The 20,233-nt window shown below is 59.2% G+C and carries 18 protein-coding genes and 1 tRNA gene; 10 read left to right on the top strand and 9 right to left on the bottom strand.

The genetic code is table 11. From position 1 onward, the window contains the following. Nucleotides 1-29 precede the first annotated feature (29 nt). The 8 genes from ACR0C6_RS01965 to ACR0C6_RS01930 form a co-directional block, all read right to left on the bottom strand. Nucleotides 30-800 carry an SDR family oxidoreductase gene (locus tag ACR0C6_RS01965; protein WP_480445616.1) on the bottom strand — a complete coding sequence of 257 codons (771 nt, stop codon included), beginning with the start codon at nt 798-800 and terminating at the stop codon, nt 30-32. Then, nucleotides 797-1,837 carry a zinc-dependent alcohol dehydrogenase gene (locus tag ACR0C6_RS01960; RefSeq protein ID WP_480445618.1) on the bottom strand — a complete coding sequence of 347 codons (1,041 nt, stop codon included), beginning with the start codon at nt 1,835-1,837 and terminating at the stop codon, nt 797-799. Before ACR0C6_RS01960 ends, ACR0C6_RS01965 begins: the two co-directional genes overlap by 4 nt. After that, nucleotides 1,834-2,934: a mandelate racemase/muconate lactonizing enzyme family protein gene (locus ACR0C6_RS01955; protein ID WP_480445620.1), complete on the bottom strand. Its 1,101-nt coding sequence runs from the start codon at nt 2,932-2,934 to the stop codon at nt 1,834-1,836. The genes ACR0C6_RS01960 and ACR0C6_RS01955 overlap by 4 nt, the downstream gene beginning before the upstream one ends. Beyond that, nucleotides 2,931-3,929: an ABC transporter permease gene (locus tag ACR0C6_RS01950; RefSeq protein ID WP_480618071.1), complete on the bottom strand. Its 999-nt coding sequence runs from the start codon at nt 3,927-3,929 to the stop codon at nt 2,931-2,933. Before ACR0C6_RS01950 ends, ACR0C6_RS01955 begins: the two co-directional genes overlap by 4 nt. 3 nt (nt 3,930-3,932) lie before the next feature. Beyond that, nucleotides 3,933-4,910, bottom strand: coding sequence for an ABC transporter permease (locus tag ACR0C6_RS01945; RefSeq protein WP_480618070.1), 978 nt, complete (start codon nt 4,908-4,910; stop codon nt 3,933-3,935). Next, nucleotides 4,895-6,430 carry a sugar ABC transporter ATP-binding protein gene (locus ACR0C6_RS01940; RefSeq protein ID WP_254705297.1) on the bottom strand — a complete coding sequence of 512 codons (1,536 nt, stop codon included), beginning with the start codon at nt 6,428-6,430 and terminating at the stop codon, nt 4,895-4,897. The genes ACR0C6_RS01945 and ACR0C6_RS01940 overlap by 16 nt, the downstream gene beginning before the upstream one ends. 67 nt (nt 6,431-6,497) lie before the next feature. Then, entirely contained in the window at nt 6,498-7,472 is a 975-nt protein-coding gene (locus ACR0C6_RS01935) for an ABC transporter substrate-binding protein (RefSeq protein ID WP_171167374.1), read from the bottom strand. A gap of 55 nt (nt 7,473-7,527) precedes the next feature. Continuing rightward, a complete protein-coding gene (locus ACR0C6_RS01930; RefSeq protein WP_480618068.1) occupies nt 7,528-8,994 on the bottom strand; it encodes an aldehyde dehydrogenase family protein in 1,467 nt (488 codons plus the stop codon). A 238-nt stretch (nt 8,995-9,232) separates the two neighbouring features. Between ACR0C6_RS01930 and ACR0C6_RS01925 the strand changes: the two genes are divergently transcribed. Beyond that, nucleotides 9,233-10,261, top strand: a complete 1,029-nt coding sequence (locus ACR0C6_RS01925) for a LacI family DNA-binding transcriptional regulator (protein ID WP_171228342.1) — start codon at nt 9,233-9,235, stop codon at nt 10,259-10,261. A gap of 10 nt (nt 10,262-10,271) precedes the next feature. Then, nucleotides 10,272-11,909 carry a GMC family oxidoreductase gene (locus ACR0C6_RS01920; RefSeq protein WP_480618067.1) on the top strand — a complete coding sequence of 546 codons (1,638 nt, stop codon included), beginning with the start codon at nt 10,272-10,274 and terminating at the stop codon, nt 11,907-11,909. 422 nt (nt 11,910-12,331) lie between these two features. Here ACR0C6_RS01920 and ACR0C6_RS01915 read toward each other — a convergent pair. Beyond that, a tRNA-Ser gene (locus ACR0C6_RS01915) sits at nt 12,332-12,421 on the bottom strand. Between the two features lie 202 nt (nt 12,422-12,623). On the opposite strand from ACR0C6_RS01915, the gene ACR0C6_RS01910 reads away from it, so the two are divergent. From ACR0C6_RS01910 to ACR0C6_RS01875, 8 genes are all read left to right on the top strand, one after another. After that, nucleotides 12,624-13,922 (top strand): SPOR domain-containing protein, encoded by a 1,299-nt coding sequence (locus tag ACR0C6_RS01910; protein ID WP_480618066.1) that lies wholly within the window; start codon nt 12,624-12,626, stop codon nt 13,920-13,922. A 16-nt stretch (nt 13,923-13,938) separates the two neighbouring features. Next, nucleotides 13,939-15,105: a D-alanyl-D-alanine carboxypeptidase family protein gene (locus tag ACR0C6_RS01905; protein ID WP_480618065.1), complete on the top strand. Its 1,167-nt coding sequence runs from the start codon at nt 13,939-13,941 to the stop codon at nt 15,103-15,105. Next, entirely contained in the window at nt 15,102-15,728 is a 627-nt protein-coding gene (gene tmk / locus ACR0C6_RS01900) for a dTMP kinase (RefSeq protein ID WP_480618063.1), read from the top strand. Before ACR0C6_RS01905 ends, tmk begins: the two co-directional genes overlap by 4 nt. Nucleotides 15,729-15,731: 3 nt before the next feature. Continuing rightward, nucleotides 15,732-16,853, top strand: a complete 1,122-nt coding sequence (locus tag ACR0C6_RS01895) for a DNA polymerase III subunit delta' (protein WP_480618062.1) — start codon at nt 15,732-15,734, stop codon at nt 16,851-16,853. Beyond that, on the top strand, nt 16,850-17,656 hold the full coding sequence (locus ACR0C6_RS01890) for a TatD family hydrolase (protein ID WP_480618061.1): 807 nt from the start codon (nt 16,850-16,852) through the stop codon (nt 17,654-17,656). Before ACR0C6_RS01895 ends, ACR0C6_RS01890 begins: the two co-directional genes overlap by 4 nt. Beyond that, nucleotides 17,653-18,450: an MBL fold metallo-hydrolase gene (locus ACR0C6_RS01885; protein WP_171115079.1), complete on the top strand. Its 798-nt coding sequence runs from the start codon at nt 17,653-17,655 to the stop codon at nt 18,448-18,450. The genes ACR0C6_RS01890 and ACR0C6_RS01885 overlap by 4 nt, the downstream gene beginning before the upstream one ends. A gap of 54 nt (nt 18,451-18,504) precedes the next feature. After that, on the top strand, nt 18,505-19,437 hold the full coding sequence (locus tag ACR0C6_RS01880; RefSeq protein ID WP_480618060.1) for an AEC family transporter: 933 nt from the start codon (nt 18,505-18,507) through the stop codon (nt 19,435-19,437). 61 nt (nt 19,438-19,498) lie between these two features. Beyond that, the gene (locus ACR0C6_RS01875; protein ID WP_480618059.1) at nt 19,499-20,197 is read left to right on the top strand and encodes a CbiX/SirB N-terminal domain-containing protein; all 699 of its coding nucleotides are present in this window, start codon (nt 19,499-19,501) and stop codon (nt 20,195-20,197) included. Nucleotides 20,198-20,233: the final 36 nt, after the last annotated feature.

Below are 20,233 nucleotides of genomic sequence, written 5' to 3'. Positions count from 1 at the left end.
GCCTTGGGTCCCATGGAGGGTTGACGGTGCTACCGCCCCATCCAGCCCCCGTCGACGACAAGGATTTCACCGTTGACGTAGTCCGACGCGGCAGAAGCCAGAAAGACCACCGGTCCGGCAAAATCACCAGGCGTACCCCAGCGGCCCTGAGGTGTTCGTTCCAGGATCGACTTCGACCGGACCGGATCGTCCTGCAGGGCTTGGGTATTGTCGGTCGCGATGTAACCGGGGGCGATCGCATTCACATTCACGCCCTGCCCGGCCCATTCGTTGGCCAAAGCTTTGGTAAGCTGTCCAATCCCGCCTTTCGAGGCCGCGTAGCCCGGCACGGTGATGCCACCCTGAAATGTCAGCAGCGATGCAGTGAAGATGATCTTCCCCGAGCCGCGCGCCAGCATGTCCTTGCCGATCTCTCGGGACAGAACGAACTGCGAGGACAGGTTCACCTCGATCACTTCGTCCCACCAGTCGTCCGGGTGTTCGGCGGCGGGTTTGCGTTTGATCGTGCCGGCATTGTTGACAAGGATATCAATAGCTTGTCCGTCTGCCCTCAACTGATCAATAAACGTATGCAGCGCAGCGCGATCCGAGAAGTCGCATTGGTAAGCCCGGAAATTGCGTCCCATCGCCGTCACGGCTTTTTCGACATCAGACCCGGACAGCTCGAGCGAGGCCGACACTCCGATGATATCAGCTCCGGCCGATGCCAATGCCTCGGCCATGCCGCGCCCGATGCCGCGTTTGCACCCGGTCACAAGCGCAGTCTTTCCCGTCAGGTCGAAACTTTGCAAAACACTCATGAACGCGGTCCTACTTCGATCAGGCTTTTCATTGCGGTTGGGCTGCGATCCAGTGCTTCGAACGCAGCCTGAATGTCTGACAGAGGACTGACGTCGGTAATCACAACGTCCGCGTCCACTCCGCCCGAAGCGACAACTGCGATGGCTTTCTCGTAATCCTCCGGCTCATAGACCCGAGCACCGATCAGTTGCAGCTCTCGCCAGAAGAATTGGAACAGGTCGATCTGGGGCTTTTGGGCATGGATCGCGACCATCACGATCCGGGCCCGCGTCGCGGCAACGGCGGTCATCGCATCAACACCGGGCTGCGTTCCCGATACCTCGAAAACCACATCCGCCCCTTTGTCGCCCGTGCGCGCGTTGATCGTCGTCACCAGATCGGTTTCGATTGGGTTGATCGTGTCAAAACCAAGCTTTTCAGCAATCGCCAGACGGTTCGGATTCACTTCGGAGATCACGACATTGCCACCCGCGTCCCGCGCGACCATGGCAACCAGTATGCCGATCGGGCCGCCGCCGATGACGACAACGTCCTCGCCAGGTTGCAGGCCGGATAGCCGCACATCGTGGCAGGCAACGGCGACCGGCTCGATCAGCGCCGCGTGATCCATGCGCAAGTCATCCGGCAGAACGTGCAACGTGTGGGCCGGAACAGTCCAGATCTCTTGCATCGCGCCATCGGTGTCGAGGCCGAGAAACTTGAGATTCTGACAGATATGCTGATGCCCCCGCTTGCAAGCTGGGCATTCTCCGCAGTGATCAAGCGGTCGGACAACGACCTTCCGGCCGGGTTCGACCGTATCGACGCCCTCGCCCACCGCTTCGACGACACCTGACATCTCATGCCCAATCACACGGTTCAGGCCGACGCGGGCATCCATGTTGCCGTGGTAGACGTGCATATCCGTCCCGCAAATCCCGCAATAGGCAACGCGAATGGAGACCTCGCCGGGGCCCGGAGCTGTCGCCGCGGCCTGTTCTACGGCAAAGCTCTTATTGCCCCGATAATACGCCGCAGAGATCGTCTGGGTCGTCATGTATGCATCTCCCTGTGTTCCGCATTCAGTTTGTCCCAGTCGAATTCCACTCCGGTCCCCGGCGTATCCGGGGCCACGGCCAGGCAGTCTTCCACGACAAGCGGACGGGTCGTGTACTGGTCTATCGGGAATGAGTGTACTTCCAGCCAACCCGCATTGGGTTGCGCCGAAACAAGGCTGACGTGCAGCTCCTGCATACCATGGCTACAAACCGGAATGCCGTGCTGGGCACTCAGCGCGGCCACGCGCAGCCAGCCAGTGATCCCGCCACAGTTTGAGGCATCGGGCTGGATGAAACTCAGCTTTGCGTCTTCGAAGGCGTACTCGAATTCGTGAATCGTGTGCAGGTTTTCACCCATGGCAAGGGGAACGCCCGTGGCTTCGGCAATTCGGCCATAGCCTTTATAGTCGTCTGGAATTGTCGGCTCCTCGAACCACAGGATATCGCAGTCGGCGAACCCTCGGGCGGCCTCGATGGCCTGCTCGACGCTCATGGAGTAATTCGCATCGACCATGAAGAACCGGTCCGGCCCCAGCATCTCGCGCACTGCCCGGGCACGTGCAAGATCGTCGGCCAGATCCGGTTGCCCAACCTTGATCTTGACCGCGTTGAACCCACGCGCAAGGTAGCCTTCGGTCTGCCGCAGCAGTTTCTCCAACGAGAAATTCAGGTCGATCCCGCCGGCGTAGGCCTTGCACCGTTTGGACGCTCCACCAGCCATTTGCCACAGTGGTGCATTCTGCGTTCTGCCACGAATGTCCCAAAGGGCAATATCCACGGCCGAGATGGCGAACGAGGCGATCCCGCCCCGTGCAACGTAGTGCACATGCCATTGCATGGCATCGTACAGGCTTTCGATCTGTTCGACGTCTTGCCCAACCAGGAACGGCGCTAGGTCATGCTGGATCATCGCCAGAATGGCATGACCGCCCTTGCCGCCCGTATAGGTATACCCAACCCCCCCGACCCCATCCGTCGTTTGAATGGTGACGGTGATCAATTGAAAGAACGTGTGATCCCCATGTTTGGCATCGACCAGGACTTCGGCGAGCGGGACGTTGAACAGCCGCGCTGAAACACTTTCTATGCGATTCACGAACCCAAGACCTTCTGCTGCCTGGCAATAACCCGAGACTGTAAAAGGATGACCGCAAAAAGAAAGCCTCCACGTATGACCATCTGCCAATAGGCACTGAAACTGATGGTCCCCTGACCGTTTTCAAAGTTCAGAACGTTGAACACCAGACCCAGCAAAAGCGCTCCGGCCACGGTCGCAGGGATCGACCCCATCCCACCTGTCAACAAGGTGCCGCCCACAACGACGGACGCGATGGCCGACAATTCCCATCCTATGCCCTCAAGGGGTTGTCCGGCTCCAAAGCCCGAGGCCAGAAAGACTCCGGCCAGCCCCGCACAGCCCCCCGACAGCAGGTAGACAAAAGCCTTGGCGCGATTGACCTTCAGGCCCATGAGGTTCGAGGCATCCTCGCTGCCCCCGATCGCCAACACGGTCCGCCCGATGGTTGTTCTTTCCAGCACCAGCCAAAGTGCCAGCGTCAGTCCGGCCACGATGACGATTGCCCATGGAAACAGGCCGAACGCCTGCCCCATGCCAAGCTTGGTGAAATTTGACCCCCAATCAACCGAAATTGTCTGGGCGCCCGAAATCACCAATGCGCCGCCTTTGGCGGCCAGCATGGTCGCCAATGTGGCGATGAAGGGCGGAATCCGAAGGATGATGATGCAAAAGGCGTTAATCGCTCCGAAGCCCACCCCGGCAAGCACGGCCCCCGGCAGCGCAACCTGAATCCCGTATGGGCTGAGATAGGCCGCAACAACCGAGGTAAAGGCCGCCACGGATCCAACCGACAGATCAATTCCGCCGGTCATGATCACAAAACACATGCCCAGCGCAATCGCGATGAACATCGCGTTGTAATTCAGGAAAGACGAGAAGTTGTAGGCGCTGCCAAAGTTGTCATAGCGCATCAACCCAAACAGGATCAAAGCCAGCAGTGCGATCCACACTGTCACCGAGGCAGAATTGCGCCGAATGTACTTTCGCAGGTCAAAAGCCGTTTCATCCAACATCGATCAAGCCCTCCGGAACTGCTGGACCCAAACGGCCAGGATAATGATGACAGCTTTGGCGATCAGTGCAACTTCGTCCTCTACCCCGTTGGCCAGCAATGTATATTTGACTAACTGGATGATCACGGCTCCCAGTATGGCACCAAAGATCGGCGCCCGCCCGCCTTGTAAAAGAGCCCCGCCGACAACCGCGGCCGCGATGGCATCAAGTTCCATCAGATTGCCGTTGCGCGCAGCATCCGAGGCCGAGTTGATCGCAACCACGATCAGACCCGCCAGGCCCGCAAGCACCGCGCAGATGACATAGGCCCCGATCTTGACCCGCCGGACGGGACCACCCGACAGGTAAGCCGCGCGTTCATTGCCGCCTATCGCCAGCAGGTAACGGCCCCATGTGGTTCTGGTGATCACCCAGAACAGCACACAGGCAATGGCCAGCGCCAGCCAGCCTTGAAACGGCAAGCCAAGCACTTTTCCGGTTCCAAGATAACTGAATGAAGGGTTTGAAAATGTCTGTAGGTTCCCGTTCGTCAAAACCTGGGCAATACCGCGACCAGAGATGAAGAGAATGAGCGTTGCCACAATGGGCTGAACGTTCAATATGGCAACCATCACTCCGTTGAATACCCCGCATAACCCTGCGATGAACAGCGGCAGGATAATGGCCAAAGTGACGCCGAGCATTGGATTCGCGGTCCCCAGATCCGACAGAAATATCAGCGGGGCCAGCGCCCCCGCCAGAGCCATGACCGCGCCAACCGACAGATCAATTCCACCCGTGGCGATGACCAACGTCATACCCATGGCCACGATGGCGATCGTGGCAACCTGGCTGATATTTACGAACAAAGTTTGCAGTTGCAGGAAATTGGGGGTGAAATACGCGTTGAACACCAGCAGGGCGACCAACGCGGCGATGCCGCCGTGAAAGCGGAAGGGCATCGATGCGACCCGTTGCGGCAACTTCATTGCGCGGTCCATGAACCAGTTCCTTCTTCATGATGCGCAAGCGCGCGCACCAGTATGTTCTCGGTAATCCCGGGGTTTGTCAGTTCCTTGACCGAGCGCCCCTCATGCATGACAACGATGCGGTCGGCGCCTTCCACCAGTTCTTCGAACTCCGAACTGATGAGGACAACGCCGAACCCCTTTTCGACATAAGACCGAATGAACGACTGGATCTCTCGCTTGGCGCCGACATCCACGCCTCGGGTCGGCTCGTCCAGTATCAGGATGTCGGGCTGTGTCGCCAGCCAGCGGGCAAGCAGCACCTTTTGCTGGTTGCCGCCGGACAACTCGCGAATGGGCTGGTCCATATGCGCTGCCTTGATGCCCAGATCGTCGATGAACGCCTGAACGATCTCGCGCTCGCGGGCAAAGTCGATCTGACCACGGCTGGCCAGTTTCGGCAGCAGGGCCAGCGTCATGTTCTCGCGCACGGACATGTCTGGAATGATCCCTTCGGCCTTGCGATCTTCGGTCAGAAAGCCAACCCCGTTTGCGATTGCGTCACCCGGACCGGACGGTTGCCCGACCGCACCGTGCAGCTCGATTGCGCCGCTGCGTGCCCCGTCTACACCGAACAAAGCGCGCGCCGCCTCGGTCCGACCCGAGCCCAGAAGCCCGCCCAGCCCAACGATTTCTCCGCGGTGGAGCGTGAGGTCAAAATGCGTCAGCCGCGGGCCTGTCGAAACAGAGTCGGCCCGCAAGACGATATCGCCTTTCTTGGCCTTTGCGCCGGCGAAATCCGTCAGCCCGTCTGCCGCAATCTCGTCCTTGTTGCGGCCCAGCATGTCCGCGATCATTTCCAGTTTGGTCGTGTCCCGGACGTTGCGCGTGCTGACGGTGCGCCCGTCTCGCATCGTAGTGACCCGATCGCAGATCTGGAACAGCTCATCGAGGAAATGCGAGACATACAGGACGGAAACGCCCTGTTTCTTTAACTCGCGTACCACACCGAACAGAACTTCGACTTCGCTGGCATCCAGTGACGACGTAGGTTCGTCCATGATGACCAGTTTCGCGTCCAGCGAAACGGCCCGCGCAATCGCAACCAACTGCTGGATCGCTGTCGAGAAATTTCCCAGCGGCTCGGTCACGTCGATATCTATGCCAAAGCGCGCAAGAACCTCGCGTGCGCGCCTGTTGCCCTCGCGCCAGTCGACCAGAAAGCCGAGACGTTTGGGCTCGTACCCCATGATGATGTTCTCGGTCACGGACCGCAGAGGCACAAGGTTGAGCTCTTGATAGATCGTGGCAATTCCGGATTCCTGTGCTTCGCGCGGGGTGGAAATGCGGCTTGGCACACCGGCCAGATGGACGTCACCGACATCCCGGTCGTACACTCCGGTCAGAACCTTGATCATCGTCGATTTACCCGCACCGTTCTGGCCGATCAGCGCATGAACCTCGCCGGGTGCGATCTCAAGGCTGGCCTGGCTGAGTGCCGGTACACCGGCAAAGGACTTTTCAATTCCCGACATCGAGACGAGCGCATTCATGAGATGTCTTCCTCCGATTGCTTGCAGGCGGCGCCGACCACAGGCCAGCACCACCCACCAGGGAGAATCAATAGGCTTCGTCGATGTGATCGGCCGCATTGTCCTTGGTAAAGATGCGATCTTCGACCTTCACCCATTCCGGGATCGTCTCGCCAGCCGCGTATTTCTTCATGACTTCACAGGCCAATGGGCCAAAGAAGGGCGAGCTTTCCACCGTTACCCCCATCTTGCCATCGATAATGGCCTGAAGCGCGTCGCGTGTCCCGTCGATCGAAACGATGGTCACGTCCTCGCCGGGCTTGCGGCCAGCGAGTTCCAAAGCCTGAATCGCGCCGATCGCCATCTCGTCATTATGGGCGTAAACCACGTTCACGTCTGGATGCGCCTGAAGCAGGGTTTCCATCACTTGTCGACCCAGGTCGCGTGCAAAATCACCGGTCTGAGAGGCCACGATCTCAAAACGGTCATCCGCTGCAATCGCGTCGTCGAAACCTTTTTTGCGGTCATTTGCAGGTGAAGACCCTGTCGTGCCTTCCAACTGTACAATGATGCCTTTGTCGCCGTCGAAATTCTCCATCAGCCATTGCGCGGCCCGGTTGCCCTGATCAATGAAGTCGGACCCAAGGAATGCCACGAAATGCTCGCCCGGCTTGGCAACGGCCGGATCAACCGAGCGATCCACCAGAAAGGTCGGAATGCCGGCGGCACGAGCCTTCATAACGGCCGGGATCAGCGGCTTTTCTTCCCGCGGGGGCAGGAACAGAACGTCGATACCTTGCGCGATCATGCTGTCCACATCCGCAACCTGCTTGGCAGCAGATCCAGCCGCATCCGTCGCGATCAGATCCCAGCCACAGGCCTCGGCCGTGTCATGGAACGATTTCGTCTCAGCAATGCGCCACGGATTGTTCGACTCCATCTGCGCAAAGCCGACCTTGTAGCGATCCTTCTGCTCAAGCGGTGGTAGATCCTGTGCCATCGCCGTAGTGCCCAAGAGCGCACCCGCGACAACAGTCGAGATCAAAAGAGTTCTGCGTTTCATGGTGATTCCTCCTCCATTGGTGCGGTCGCCTCCGTTTTGACCGCAAGTTTTCAGGTCATGCCCAATTCATGTAAGTCGTCTGTTTCCTCAGATAGCCATCGAAGCCATAAGCGCCGTCTTCACCCCCAACACCGGACAGCCCCCAACCGGTGTGAAATCCCTGCACGGCTTCGCCATTCGAGCGGTTCAGGTACAATTCGCCGAACTTCAATCGGCTCGGGGCCTCCATCAATCGGCGGTGCGATGCCGTAAAGAGATAGGCAGACAGCCCGAATGAAGTGTCATTCGCAAAACTTATCGCCTGATCAAAATCCTCGACTCGCATGGCTGTCGCGACGGGACCAAAGACCTCCTCTTGCATCGCGGCATTGCCGTTGTCGGAGACCTCGAGAACCGTCGGGGACATCCAGTGCCCCTTGCGATGCGCACCGTCCGTCAAGGGCCCACCTTCGAGATGGACCGTGGCACCTTCGGCGATGCTGCGTTGGATGATATTAGCGACCTTGGTCACCTCGACTTTACTGACTTTGGGACCCAGATCGCAGTCTTCCATGGGATCCCCGATCGACAAAGCGCGGGCTGCGGACACGAATTTTTCAAGGAACTGATCCGCAATGTCGTGATGCAGATACATCCGCTCGTTGCAGGTACAAATCTGGCCGCAATTGGCAAACCGGGCGCCAATGGCGGCCGAGACTGCGGCATCAATATCCGCATCCTCCATCACTATGAACGGAGCCTTACCGCCAAGCTCGAGCCGGACAACCTTGATCCGGTCGGCCGCGGCGCGAAATATCTCTTTCCCGGCGCGTGTGCTGCCGGTCATCGTGATCAGTGACGTATCGGGGTGTGCGACCAGCCGCTGCCCCACCACCGGCCCCTTCCCCGTCAGAACATTCAGAACACCGGGCGGAAACCCGACCTTGTCGGCAAGCTCGGCGACCGCAAGACCGGACAACGGCGTGATTTCGTGCCCCAACAGAACAACGGTGTTGCCCGCGACCAGCGCGGGTCCGACCTTCCTGGCGGCCAATGCCAATGGGTAGTTCCAGGCCGTCAACGCAACGACAACGCCATAAGGATGACGCCGGATCTGAATTTCCTCGGACTTGTTGTCCGATGCCACTATGTCACCCGAAATCCTCCGGGCCTCTTCAGCTGCATGGCAAAGAAAAGTGACGGCGGCATCTACTTCACCTCGGGCTTGCGAGATCGGCTTGCCCTGCTCGGCCGTGATCAGAGCTGCCAGACGACTGGCGTCGGCCCGGATAGCCTCGGCGAGCTTCAGAACCAATCGCGCCCGCTCGATCGCCGGGCGCGAAGACCACGCGCCAAATGCGCGGCGGGCCGCCTCGACCGCTGCATCCGCATGAGCGGCAGTGCCATCTGGAACTTGCGCAACGATCTCTTCATTTGCAGGGTTCTCGACATCAACCGTGCCCGTGTCAAAGTCGGCAAAGCGACCATCGACAAACATCGAATGGCGAATGACTTGACCCAACTCCCCCACTACAGATCGCAATTTCGCCTCCCGCGCTTGCTCGGCCAAGCCACAGTGGCGACCGCACCGTCGATCAAAACACTAATAATATTATTTCGTCAACACTAATATTAATTATTAGTTACTAATATTAGTTGCGCACCTTCTGCATAGTCGATAAAAAGGATGCGAACAAAAAGGTTGAGCGATGAACAATCAAGCGAACAAAGCCGGGCAGCACAGGGGTGTGGGACGAGTCGCGGGCCGGCAGCGCGTAACGATGCACGACATTGCACGCGTCGCCGGATGCTCGCAGACGACAGTATCGCTGGTCCTCAACAAAAACGATTCCGTCAAAATCTCCGAGGACACCAAGCAACGAGTCCTGGACGCCGCCAACACGCTTGGATACGCCATGCCCTCTCAACTCAGGAAACCCCAGGACAGCGCGCGCCGGCCAGCGGCGTTGGACGGAACCATCGCTTTTGTCGTGGATGATCTGGCGTCGAGCCCCGAAATGGTAAACGCGTTCAACGGCGTGAAACAGGCCGTTCGGGACACCGGAAATCTTGTATTGCTGGCAGAAACCCAAAACGACCCCGAGGTCGAGCCCAGAACGCTTAGTTATTTCCTCGACCAACAGGTTGCGGGCATCATTTACGCAACCGTTTTCACCCGGCGGGTGGTTGTTCCGGAAATCCTCAGGCAGACCGCTACCCCGGTTCTGCTGCTGAACTGTTTTTGTGACGACCTCTCTTTTCCTGCGGTGATCCCCGGCGAAGTCGCTGCTGGACATACGGCGACCAACGCCCTGATCAAGGCTGGGCACAAGCGAATCGCCACCATCACCGGCGAGCCGTTCATGGAATGCGCCGCAGGACGAACGACCGGATATAGAAACGCTTTGGCTTCTGCCGACATTCCATTTGACGAGGACTTGGTCATCGAGGGCAACTGGCTGCCCAGCGCAGGCTATGCTGCCACGCGTGAATTGATGGACCTGCACTCTCCGCCAACCGCCATTTTCTGCCAAAATGACCGCATGGCGATCGGCTGCTATGAAGCGCTCAAGGAACTTGGCCTGTCCATCCCCGAGGACATCTCGGTCATCGGATTTGACGATGACGAAACCGCGCGACACCTGTCGCCGCCCCTGACCTCGATGATCCTTCCTACTCGGGCGATGGGACGCTGGGTCGTCGAACAACTGTTCCACGGACCGTTGGATGGTCAGCGGCACCCTCTCGTGAAGCTTGAATGCGAATTGGTCGAGCGCGACTCGATCAGCGAACCCAAACGCCGGACCTGAAGACGAAATCATGACGGAAACCTTCGATCACATCGTCATCGGCGGCGGCTCTGCCGGCGCCGCAGCTGCAGCGCGACTGGTAAACCAAGGCAAGTGCAGGGTTTTGGTGTTAGAGGCCGGTCATGCGCACCGCCATCCGTTGCTGGACATGCCGCCGGGCATCTTCAAGATGATCAACGGGTCAAAGTTCATGACCTATCACAAAACTGAACCGCAAGACCATCTGGACGGTCGTGTGCATGACATTCCGCAGGCCAATGTGTTGGGCGGCGGGTCTTCCGTTAATGCGCAGGTCTATATGCGTGGTCGCCCTTCTGATTATGACGCGTGGGACGACCTGCTACGACAGACCAATGACGGGGTCGGCTGGGGATGGGACGATGTACTGCCCTATTTCCGCAGGATGGAAGACAATAACAGGCTTCACAATGACCTGCATGGCAGCGACGGTCCGGTGCAGGTTTCGGATCCGGGGCATATCGATGACATGTCCCGTTGGTTCGTCCAGTCGGTTCAGGCCCTTGGCGAACCATTCAACACGGACTTCAACGGCGCAACGCAGCGTGGTGTCGGGTTCTATCAGTTCACCAATCGCGCTGGAAAGCGCAGCTCGTCGGCCTATGCTTTCCTCGCCCCTCTAGAGATGAACCCGAACTTGACCATCCGGCTTGGCGCAACGGTCAGCAAAGTCATCATTGAGAACGACAGGGCCGTCGGGGTGCAGTACCGGGACAAACGCGGAGCAAACACCGTCCGGTGCGATGGTGAGGTTGTCCTTGCTGCGGGCGCTCTGGTCACGCCGAAAATCCTAATGCTGTCAGGTATCGGACCGGATGCACAACTTGCAGAACACGGTATTCCCGTCATCTGCCCATTGCCCGGGGTCGGACAGAACCTGATCGACCACCCCGAAGTTCCCATCACCGCCTTTGCCAATGGTCCTTACGGATATTTCAAACAAGGTGAAGGCTGGCGGATGCTGCGCAACGGCATCCAGTTCAAACTGTTCGGCAGCGGCCCGGTGACTTCCGCGGGGGTCGAAGCCGGCGCCTTTGTCAATCCGTCAAATCCCGACGGAGAACCGACCATTCAGGCCTTTTGCGTGCCCATCGTCTATCTGGATCGCGACGCGCTGGACGAGGTGCAGGATGACTTTGGCCTGACCGTTACGACCGTGGTGGTCAAACCGAAATCACGCGGAGAGGTTCGGCTTCGCTCGGCCGATCCTCACGCCATGCCGGTGGTCTCGCCCAACCTTCTGAAGCATGAAGACGACATGCAGGAGATGATCCGGGGGCAGCGGTTTTTTCGCCGGGCATTCACGTCCGGCCCGCTTGCGCGAAGGATCCGCGAAATCGTCATTCCAACAGCGGATGACGATCAGACGCTGCGAGCACATTGCAAGCGGTTCGTGAAAACCAACTATCACCCGGCGGGCACCGCGAAAATGGGCCGGGACGGCGACGGAATGGCCGTGTTGGACGCCAGAATGCGCGTGCGCGGGATCGAGAGCTTGCGGGTGTGCGACATGTCCGCCGTGCCGGACATCAACGCCGGCAACACAAACGCGCCTGCCATGATGCTGGGTGAACGATGTGCCGACTTGATCCTTGGCATCGGATCGGCCCGCGAGATACGCAATTCCTGACCTGAGCTGCGGCGTCACCATTGGTCGATCCAACTTCTGGCGCAATGATATGGCCCCCGCCCTGCCCGTTGCAACGAAAACAGAATACCCTGCCTCAAGCCGTCAGGACGTTCCCCGCTAAAGGTGCAGGAGCGTGTGGCAAACGCCCTACAGAAAGTTGTCCCGCCCGGGCGTGAAACAATCGATCAACTCTCCGGCAGTCAGGCAAACACATCCATGGCTTGCACCGGACGGAATGATCAGGCTGTCAACAAGTCCCACCCAAAGCGACCCTCCCAAAACGCGACGCTGAGCCCGGGGCCTGTCTCGTGCACCGAGGGTACGGTCTGCTTCGCCTCTGATGGATAGCGCATGCGTCAAATCGCTGGAATTTCGGCTCAATTCCGGATCAGAAAACACAACTGAAATGAGACGGGTATGAGTGGCGGGGAGACAGGGATTCGAACCCTGGGGACGCTCTCACGCCCAACGGTTTTCAAGACCGCCGCATTCGACCACTCTGCCACCTCCCCGTCGAAAGCAGGGTCTAAGGCGAAGTTCGCGCAGAGGCAAGTCGAAATCGGGAAATCTTGCCGAAGCCTGTGCAGCGGTCTTTCCATGACACTTCAGCCACGTTATGATCCGTACGAAAGACCGCAACAGGCTGGCAAACAGAACCAGCAGATCGGCAGTGGGGTTCGGAAAACGAAACCCCTTCAGGCAAGGGAAAAGCAGATGAAGCGAGCGATCGAGACACGCCCGGGGCCTAAACGGCTGGCGTATCTGGCGTTGACTTTGACGATACTGGCCGGATGCGAAGAAGTTTTGTCAACTTCTGAATCGACTGAAAAACCGGAAGACAATTCGGGAAAAACAGAACTCCTGCCCGAGGTGACTTCCGGCTCTCAGCGTGATGTCGAGGCCCCTGAGGTTTTTCAGACAACCGAAGCAGGGCTTTGGGATGGCCGGCCTTCTCTTGGCGGGATATGGGTTGCGCACCCGGATGCGTCCCAACCTGAGCGTGTCGTGATCAAAAACACGTCCAACAACAAATCGGTGACCGGCGCCCTGTTCCGGCGCGAGCGCAACTTGCCCGGGCCTGCGCTTCAGGTCTCGTCCGCTGCCGCGAAAGAGCTGGGAATGCTCGCGGGTGCGCCGACAAAAGTCAGTGTCGTCGCACTGCGCCGGGAGAAGCTGGAAGAACCGTCGTCGGAGGATGCGCCAGAAGCAGAAGAATCAGCCGCCGAAACCACGGCCGCGGTTGCTGATGGAGCTTCCGACACGCAAGCGTCCGCAGAGCCGGAAAAACCGGTCAAACGGAAGTGGTGGCAGAAAAAGGAACCAGCCGCCGCCGCGGCTGGTACGACTGCGGTTGCAGCCGGTGCGGCCAGTTCATCCGATGAAACGGCTGAAGACATCGAGCCCGCCAGCGAAGATGCCGAGACTGCCACATCAACCGACGATCAGGTCGAAGCACCTGCGGAAAAACCTGCCAAGCGGAAATGGTGGCAGAAGAAAGCCCCCGCCGCTGCGGCTGCGGGAACGGCCGTGGCCGCGGCAGACACAGCAACCGAAAGCGCAGACGTAGCCGCCGAAGCCGCTGCGGCCGTGGCGTCGCCCTCTTTGTCGGATGCACCGGTCACGCCCCCTGCCGAGCAACCTGCCAAGCGGAAATGGTGGCAAAAGAAAGACCCCGCCGCGATCACCGAAACACCGCTGGACCCGGTAGAGGGGGCCGCAGCAGCTATTGATGCGTCAGACGCCACTCCTGTTGCAGCAGCCACAACGTCGGCGACATCTTTGAGCAAACCGTATGTTCAGATTGGAACCTTCAGCGTTGAGGCAAACGCCAAGTCAGCAGCCCAAAAGGTGCGTCGCAACGGATTGCCCACAGTTGTTCGGGAACTGAAAACAGCGAATAGTACAGTCTGGCGCGTGCTGGTCGGCCCCGCCACAACCCGGGCCGAGCGCAAAGCCTTTCAAAAGGACGTGAAAGACCTTGGCTTCAAAGATGCGTTCACGGTAACCGACTAATTCAGGGAGGCGTAACATGCTGTCCTCAATACGAACATCTGTTCTGGCTCTTGGGCTTGCCGTTCTGGCGATACCAGCCCAGGCTTTTGATACATCCGCCCGCGCGGCTTACGTGATCGACCAAACCACCGGTACCGTGCTGCTGTCGAAAGAAGCCGACCAACCGTTGCCGCCTGCGTCGATGTCCAAGCTCATGACGCTTTATGTTGCGTTCGAAGCATTGCGGGACGGACGCTTGACGCTGGACGAAACCCTGCCTGTTTCAGAACACGCGATGAGCTATGGCGGCTCGACGATGTTCCTGAATACGCAGGATCGCGTTCGTGTCGAAGATCTGCTGCGCGGCATTATCGTTTTGTCGGGCAATGACGCCTGCGTCGTCATTGCCGAGGCGCTCAGCCCGGATGGAACCGAAGCGGGATTTGCGCGATACATGACCCAGCGGGCCAAGCAGATGGGTATGAACAATTCGAACTTCGCAAATTCGAACGGCTGGCCCGCCGCCGGGCATATGATGTCGGCTCATGATCTGGCCGTTCTTGCAGACCGGCTGATTACCGACTTTCCGGAATACTATCCCCTTTTCGCCGAAGAAGTTTTCGAATTCGATGGCCGCGCGCCGTCAAACGCCCGCAACCGCAACCCGCTGCTGCGGCTGGATATCGGCGCAGATGGCCTGAAAACCGGCCATACACAAGAAGCGGGCTATGGCCTTGTCGGGTCCGCCAAACAAGGCGACAGGCGTGTGATCTTTGTGCTGACGGGTCTCGACAGCACCGGCCAACGGGCAGAGGAGGCTGAGGCCGTGGTTAACTGGTCGTTTCGAAATTTTGTCGAGAGGACAGTTGCCACCGCGGAAACGCCGATAGCCGAAGGCAAACTGTGGATGGGCGAGAAAAAGACCGTGGGGCTTGTTCCCGAAGGTGATCTGAATGTGCTGTTCCCGGTTCTGGGCACTCAGAATGTCGAGGCCGAAGTGGTCTATGAGGGCCCGATCAACGCGCCCGTCAAAAAAGGTCAGCAACTGGCCGAACTGGTGATCAAGCCCGAAGGGTTGCCGGAAATCCGGCGCCCGCTTGTGGCAGCCGAAGATGTTGCGATTGGCGGGTTTGTGGTGCGTATGCTGACCGTCGGCGGTATCGTATTGAAGGACGTGATCAACAACCCGCTGGAGTCGATGTGACGAAAGCGGGGTTATTTCTGACCTTCGAAGGTATTGACGGTTCAGGAAAGTCAACACAGGCGCGGATGCTGGTGGAACATCTGCGCGCGCAGGGTCACGAGGTGGTACTGACGCGCGAACCCGGCGGTTCTGCGGGGGCCGAGGAAATTCGCAGCCTGGTTTTGGAGGGCGACCCGGATCGCTGGTCGGCCGAGACCGAGATCCTGCTGTTCACAGCAGCCCGCCGCGACCATCTGGAGCGTACAATCGAGCCCGCGCTGGCGGCAGGGAAGGTGGTGATCTGCGACCGCTTTGCTGACAGCACACGTATGTATCAGGGCTTGTCCCGGGGTGACCTGCGAAATCTGGTGGATCAGTTGCACAGCCTGATGATCGGGCGCGAACCGGACATGACGCTGCTGATCGATATGGACCCTGAAACGGGCCTGGCACGCGCCAAGGGGCGACAAGGCACCGAAGAACGGTTCGAGGATTTTGGCCCGGAATTGCAGAAGAAGATGCGCGCCGGCTTTCTGGCGCTGGCCGATGAGTTCCCCGACAGGTTTCACATCGTGGATGGCAACAGGGACATGGACAGCGTTGCGCAGGATGTGACAGAAATCGTCCAGGCAGCACTGCGGTAGACGATGAACGACGATATCCCTTCTCCGGATCAGGTGCCGGGCGCACCACATCCGCGCGAAACCGTTCGGCTTTTTGGTCAGGACGCGGCTGAACAGGCATTTCTGACCGCCTACACCTCGGACCGTTTGCATCACGGTTGGCTGCTGACAGGGCCACGCGGTGTCGGCAAGGCGACCCTTGCCTGGCGAATTGCAAGATTTCTGCTGACCACTCCGCCGGCCGAGGATGGCGGGTTGTTCGGCGCGCCGCCTCCGCCCGAGACGCTCGATATCGATCCTGATCACCCGGTGGCCCATCGCATTCAGGCCGGGGCAGAACCGGGTTTGGCGGCGATAACCCGGTCGCTGAACGATCAGGGACGGCTGCGCAGTGAGATCGTCGTGGATGACATCCGCAAGCTCGGGAAATTTTTTGGCCTGTCCTCTGCGGACGGCGGCCGCCGCGTCGTGATCGTGGATTCAGCAGACGAAATGAACGTCAGCGCCGCCAACGCATTGCTGAAAATGCTGGAAGAGCCGCCTGCCCGCACCACCCTTTTGCTGGTATCGCATCAACCCTCACGCCTGTTGCCAACCATCCGTTCACGCTGTCGCACGCTGCGCCTCGGTCCGCTGAACGCGCAAGACATGCAAGCCGCCCTGTCACAAACGGAAACCGAAATTCCCGCGCAGACAGAACACCTTGCCGCGCTTGCCGCAGGTTCAGTCGGAGACGCCGTGCGTTTGATCAATCTGGGTGGTCTGGACATCTATGCCGAACTGATCGCCATTCTGGGCACCCTGCCCCGCATGGACCGCCAGCGCGCGCTGGCCCTGGCCGAAGCGGCAGCACAGCGCGGCGCGGCGGACCGGTTCGAACTTTTGCTTACCCTGATCGACATCGCTCTGTCACGGCTGGCCCTGACCGGGGCAACGGGCACGCCCCCGCTTCCTGAAGCCGCCCCCAACGAGGGTGAAACACTGGCGCGTCTGTCAGCATCGCCAAATCAAGCCCGTCGCTGGGCCGAGGTCGCCGCAACGATCACAGCCCGAGCGCGACATGGTCAGGCAGTCAACCTTGACCCTGCCGCTCTGGTCCTAGATACGGTGTTCAAGATACAGGAAACTGCCGGTCAGAACAGATGAGCGACACCCCCCAGATTACCGACAGCCATTGCCATCTGGACTTCCCGGATTTCGAAGGCCAGTTGGACGACATCATCGCGCGTGCTGCCCAGGCTGGAGTGACCCGGATGGTGACGATCTGCACCAAACTGCGCAACGAACCGGCCGTCCGTGCGATTGCCGAAGCCCACGCGCCGGTCTTCTATGCCGCCGGCACACACCCGATGAGCGCCGCGGACGAGCCATTGGCCTCGGTCGATGATCTGGTCGCCCTGACACGGCATCCTAAATTCGTCGGTATCGGTGAAACCGGCTTGGACTACCACTATACCGCCGACAGTGCCGAAGTGCAGAAACAGTCACTGCGCATCCATATCGAAGCGGCCCAGCGCACCGGGTTGCCCCTGATCATTCACGCCCGCGCAGCTGATGAAGATATGGCCCGCATTCTGGCCGAAGAATATCGCAACGCACCCTATTCCTGCGTGATGCACTGCTTCTCATCGTCTGCTCAATTGGCCAAGGCCGCGCTGGAGCTGGGGTTTTATCTGTCCATGTCCGGCATCGCAGCCTTTCCCAAAAGTCAGGAGTTGCGCGATATCTTCGCAAACGCTCCGGTGGACCGCATTCTGGTGGAAACTGACGCACCCTATCTGGCCCCGCCGCCCTATCGCGGTAAACGAAACGAGCCGTCCTATACTGTGCACACGGCCCAAAAGGGGGCCGAAATCTTTGGCATGGACTATGCCGCCTTTGCTGACCAGACACAGGCGAACTTCGACCGGCTGTTTACCAAAGCGGCATCGTACAAGGCCGCCGCATGACCGGCTTCCGATTTACAATTCTGGGCTGCGGGTCCTCTGGCGGCGTGCCGCGGCTGGGCGGTCAGTGGGGCGATTGTGACCCTGCGAACCCCAAGAACATCCGGCGCCGCTGTTCGATGCTGGTCGAACGCGACGGGCCAGATGGGACAACCTCGGTTCTGATCGACACCACGCCGGATATGCGCAGCCAGTTGCTGGATACAGGTACAGGGCGGTTGGACGGGGTCGTCTATACGCACTCGCACGCAGACCATGTGCATGGAATCGATGATTTGCGCATGATCGTGTTCAACATGAAAACCCGCGTTCCCGTTTGGGCGGATGGCGACACCCAGAACGCCTTGTTGGGGCGGTTTGGATACGCGTTCATTCAGCCGGAAGGCTCTCCTTATCCTCCGATACTCGAGCTCAAGTCCATCGACGGTCCATTTGAAATCGACGGCCCCGGCGGCCCGATTCCGTTTCGTCCTTTCAAAGTGAATCACGGTTCGATCGATTCCCTTGGATTCCGCATTGGGCAACTTGCCTATCTTCCGGATGTCGCCGAGATCTACGACGATGCCTGGCCCGAAATGAAAGGGCTGGACTGCCTTGTCATCGATGCCCTGCGCCGTTCACCTCATCCAACACATGCGCATCTGGAAAAGACGCTTGGGTGGATCGAAGAACTCCAACCGAAGCGCGCGGTTCTGACCAACATGCATATCGATCTCGACTATGCGACCGTCGATGCGGAAACCCCCGACCACATCACCCCCGCCTTCGACGGGATGGTGATCCATCAGTCGCAGTAGGCCGCTGCCCGTCGCCCGCATGATATCGCAGCAGGCCCGTCGCACGGGGGCCACATGCTGCAAAGCCTGATCGACGTCATTCTTCCGGTTTTCCTTGTGATCGGGGCCGGGTATACGGCAACCCGCACGGGATACTTCAAAGAAACGCATGTCGATGGGCTGATGAAGTTCACCCAAGGCTTTGCGATTCCCTGCCTTTTGTTCCTGGCCATCGCGCATCTGGACCTCAGCGCCAGTTTCGACCCCCGGCTTTTGGCCAGTTTCTATTCCGCTGCCGCCCTGTGTTTCACAGCAGGCCTGTTCGGCGCACGCATCATTTTCGGGCGCGATTGGGAAGATTGCGTTGCCATCGGGTTTTGTTGCCTGTTCTCAAACTCTGTCCTGTTGGGTTTGCCGATAACCGAACGCGCATATGGGCCCGAGAACCTGACCGGCAACTACGCGATCATCGCCTTCCATTCTCCGTTTTGTTACGGCGTCGGGATCACGGTGATGGAGGTCGTGCGAAATCGCGGTCACGGTGGCGTGCGCATGGCACGGTCTGTTTTGTCCGCAATGTTCAAGAACGCGTTGATCCTTGGTATCGCCCTTGGGTTTCTGGTCAACCTGTCCGGCCAGGCGATCCCCGCCGTGGTCGACGAAGCGCTGGGGTTGATCACCCGTGCTGCCCTGCCCGGAGCGTTGTTTGCCTTGGGCGGTGTGCTGGTCAAATACAAGCCCGAGGGCGACCTGCGCACCATTGCTTATGTCTGCTGTATCTCTTTGATGCTGCATCCCAGCCTGGTGTGGGTGTTCGGCAAATCCACGGGCCTGCCGCAGGATCTGTTTCGGTCGGGGGTTTTGAATGCGGCCATGGCTCCGGGTTTCAACGCCTATATCTTCGCCAACATGTATGGTCGCGCAAAACGGGTCGCAGCGTCGGCGGTCCTTATCGGAACAGCCTCGTCCATTCTGACCGTGTGGCTATGGCTGACACTTCTGGGCTAACTGAGGTGTTGACTTCAGTTTGATGTGAAACACCTATCGCGCAACGCAGCAGGAGATCCGAATGTCACATGCCATAATTGTCGCTCATGGCCAACCGTCAGACCCGGAACCGGCCGAAGCTGCACTTGCGGCATTCGCCGCCAAGGTCAACGCGCTTACCGGGCATGTAGCGGTGGATTCGGCCACCCTGGCAGCGCCGGGTGCGTTGGAGGCGAAGCTGGACCGCGCGCCCGCAAACGCGGTCATCTATCCACTTTTCATGGCAAAAGGGTGGTTTGTCACCAGCGCGCTACCCAAACGGCTTGGGGATCATCCGGCGCAGATCTTGGACCCGCTTGGAATTGACCCGGACCTGCCGGACCTGACCGCAGAAGCCCTGCGATCGGAATTGTCCGACAAACACTGGGCCGCTCTGTCCACCGATCTGGTCATTGCCGCGCATGGTTCCGGGCGCAGCCGGAACCCGTCGACCGTGGCGTTGCAGTTTGCGAAACAGCTTGCGGAACTGATTGCGTTCAAGTCCGTTCGCGTCGGTTTCGTCGAAGAGCCACCTTCCATATCTGACGTTGCAAACGGTACCGAAGGTCAGGCGCTGTGCCTTCCGTTCTTTGCCTGTGCCGGAGGGCATGTGCAGGAAGACGTCCCGCAAGAGCTGGATCGCGCGGGGTTTTCAGGCGTGGTCCTGCCGGTGGTGGGAGAGTTGCCTCCGATCCGGCAACAGATTGCCAAAAAGATAAATGCGGCATTCGATTCAGCCTGAAGCCCCGATACGTGCCCATCGTGTTTTCTGAACGAA

This window comes from Ruegeria sp. AL12, from assembly GCF_056540885.1.
This window is presented reverse-complemented; position numbering and strand designations above follow the sequence as displayed.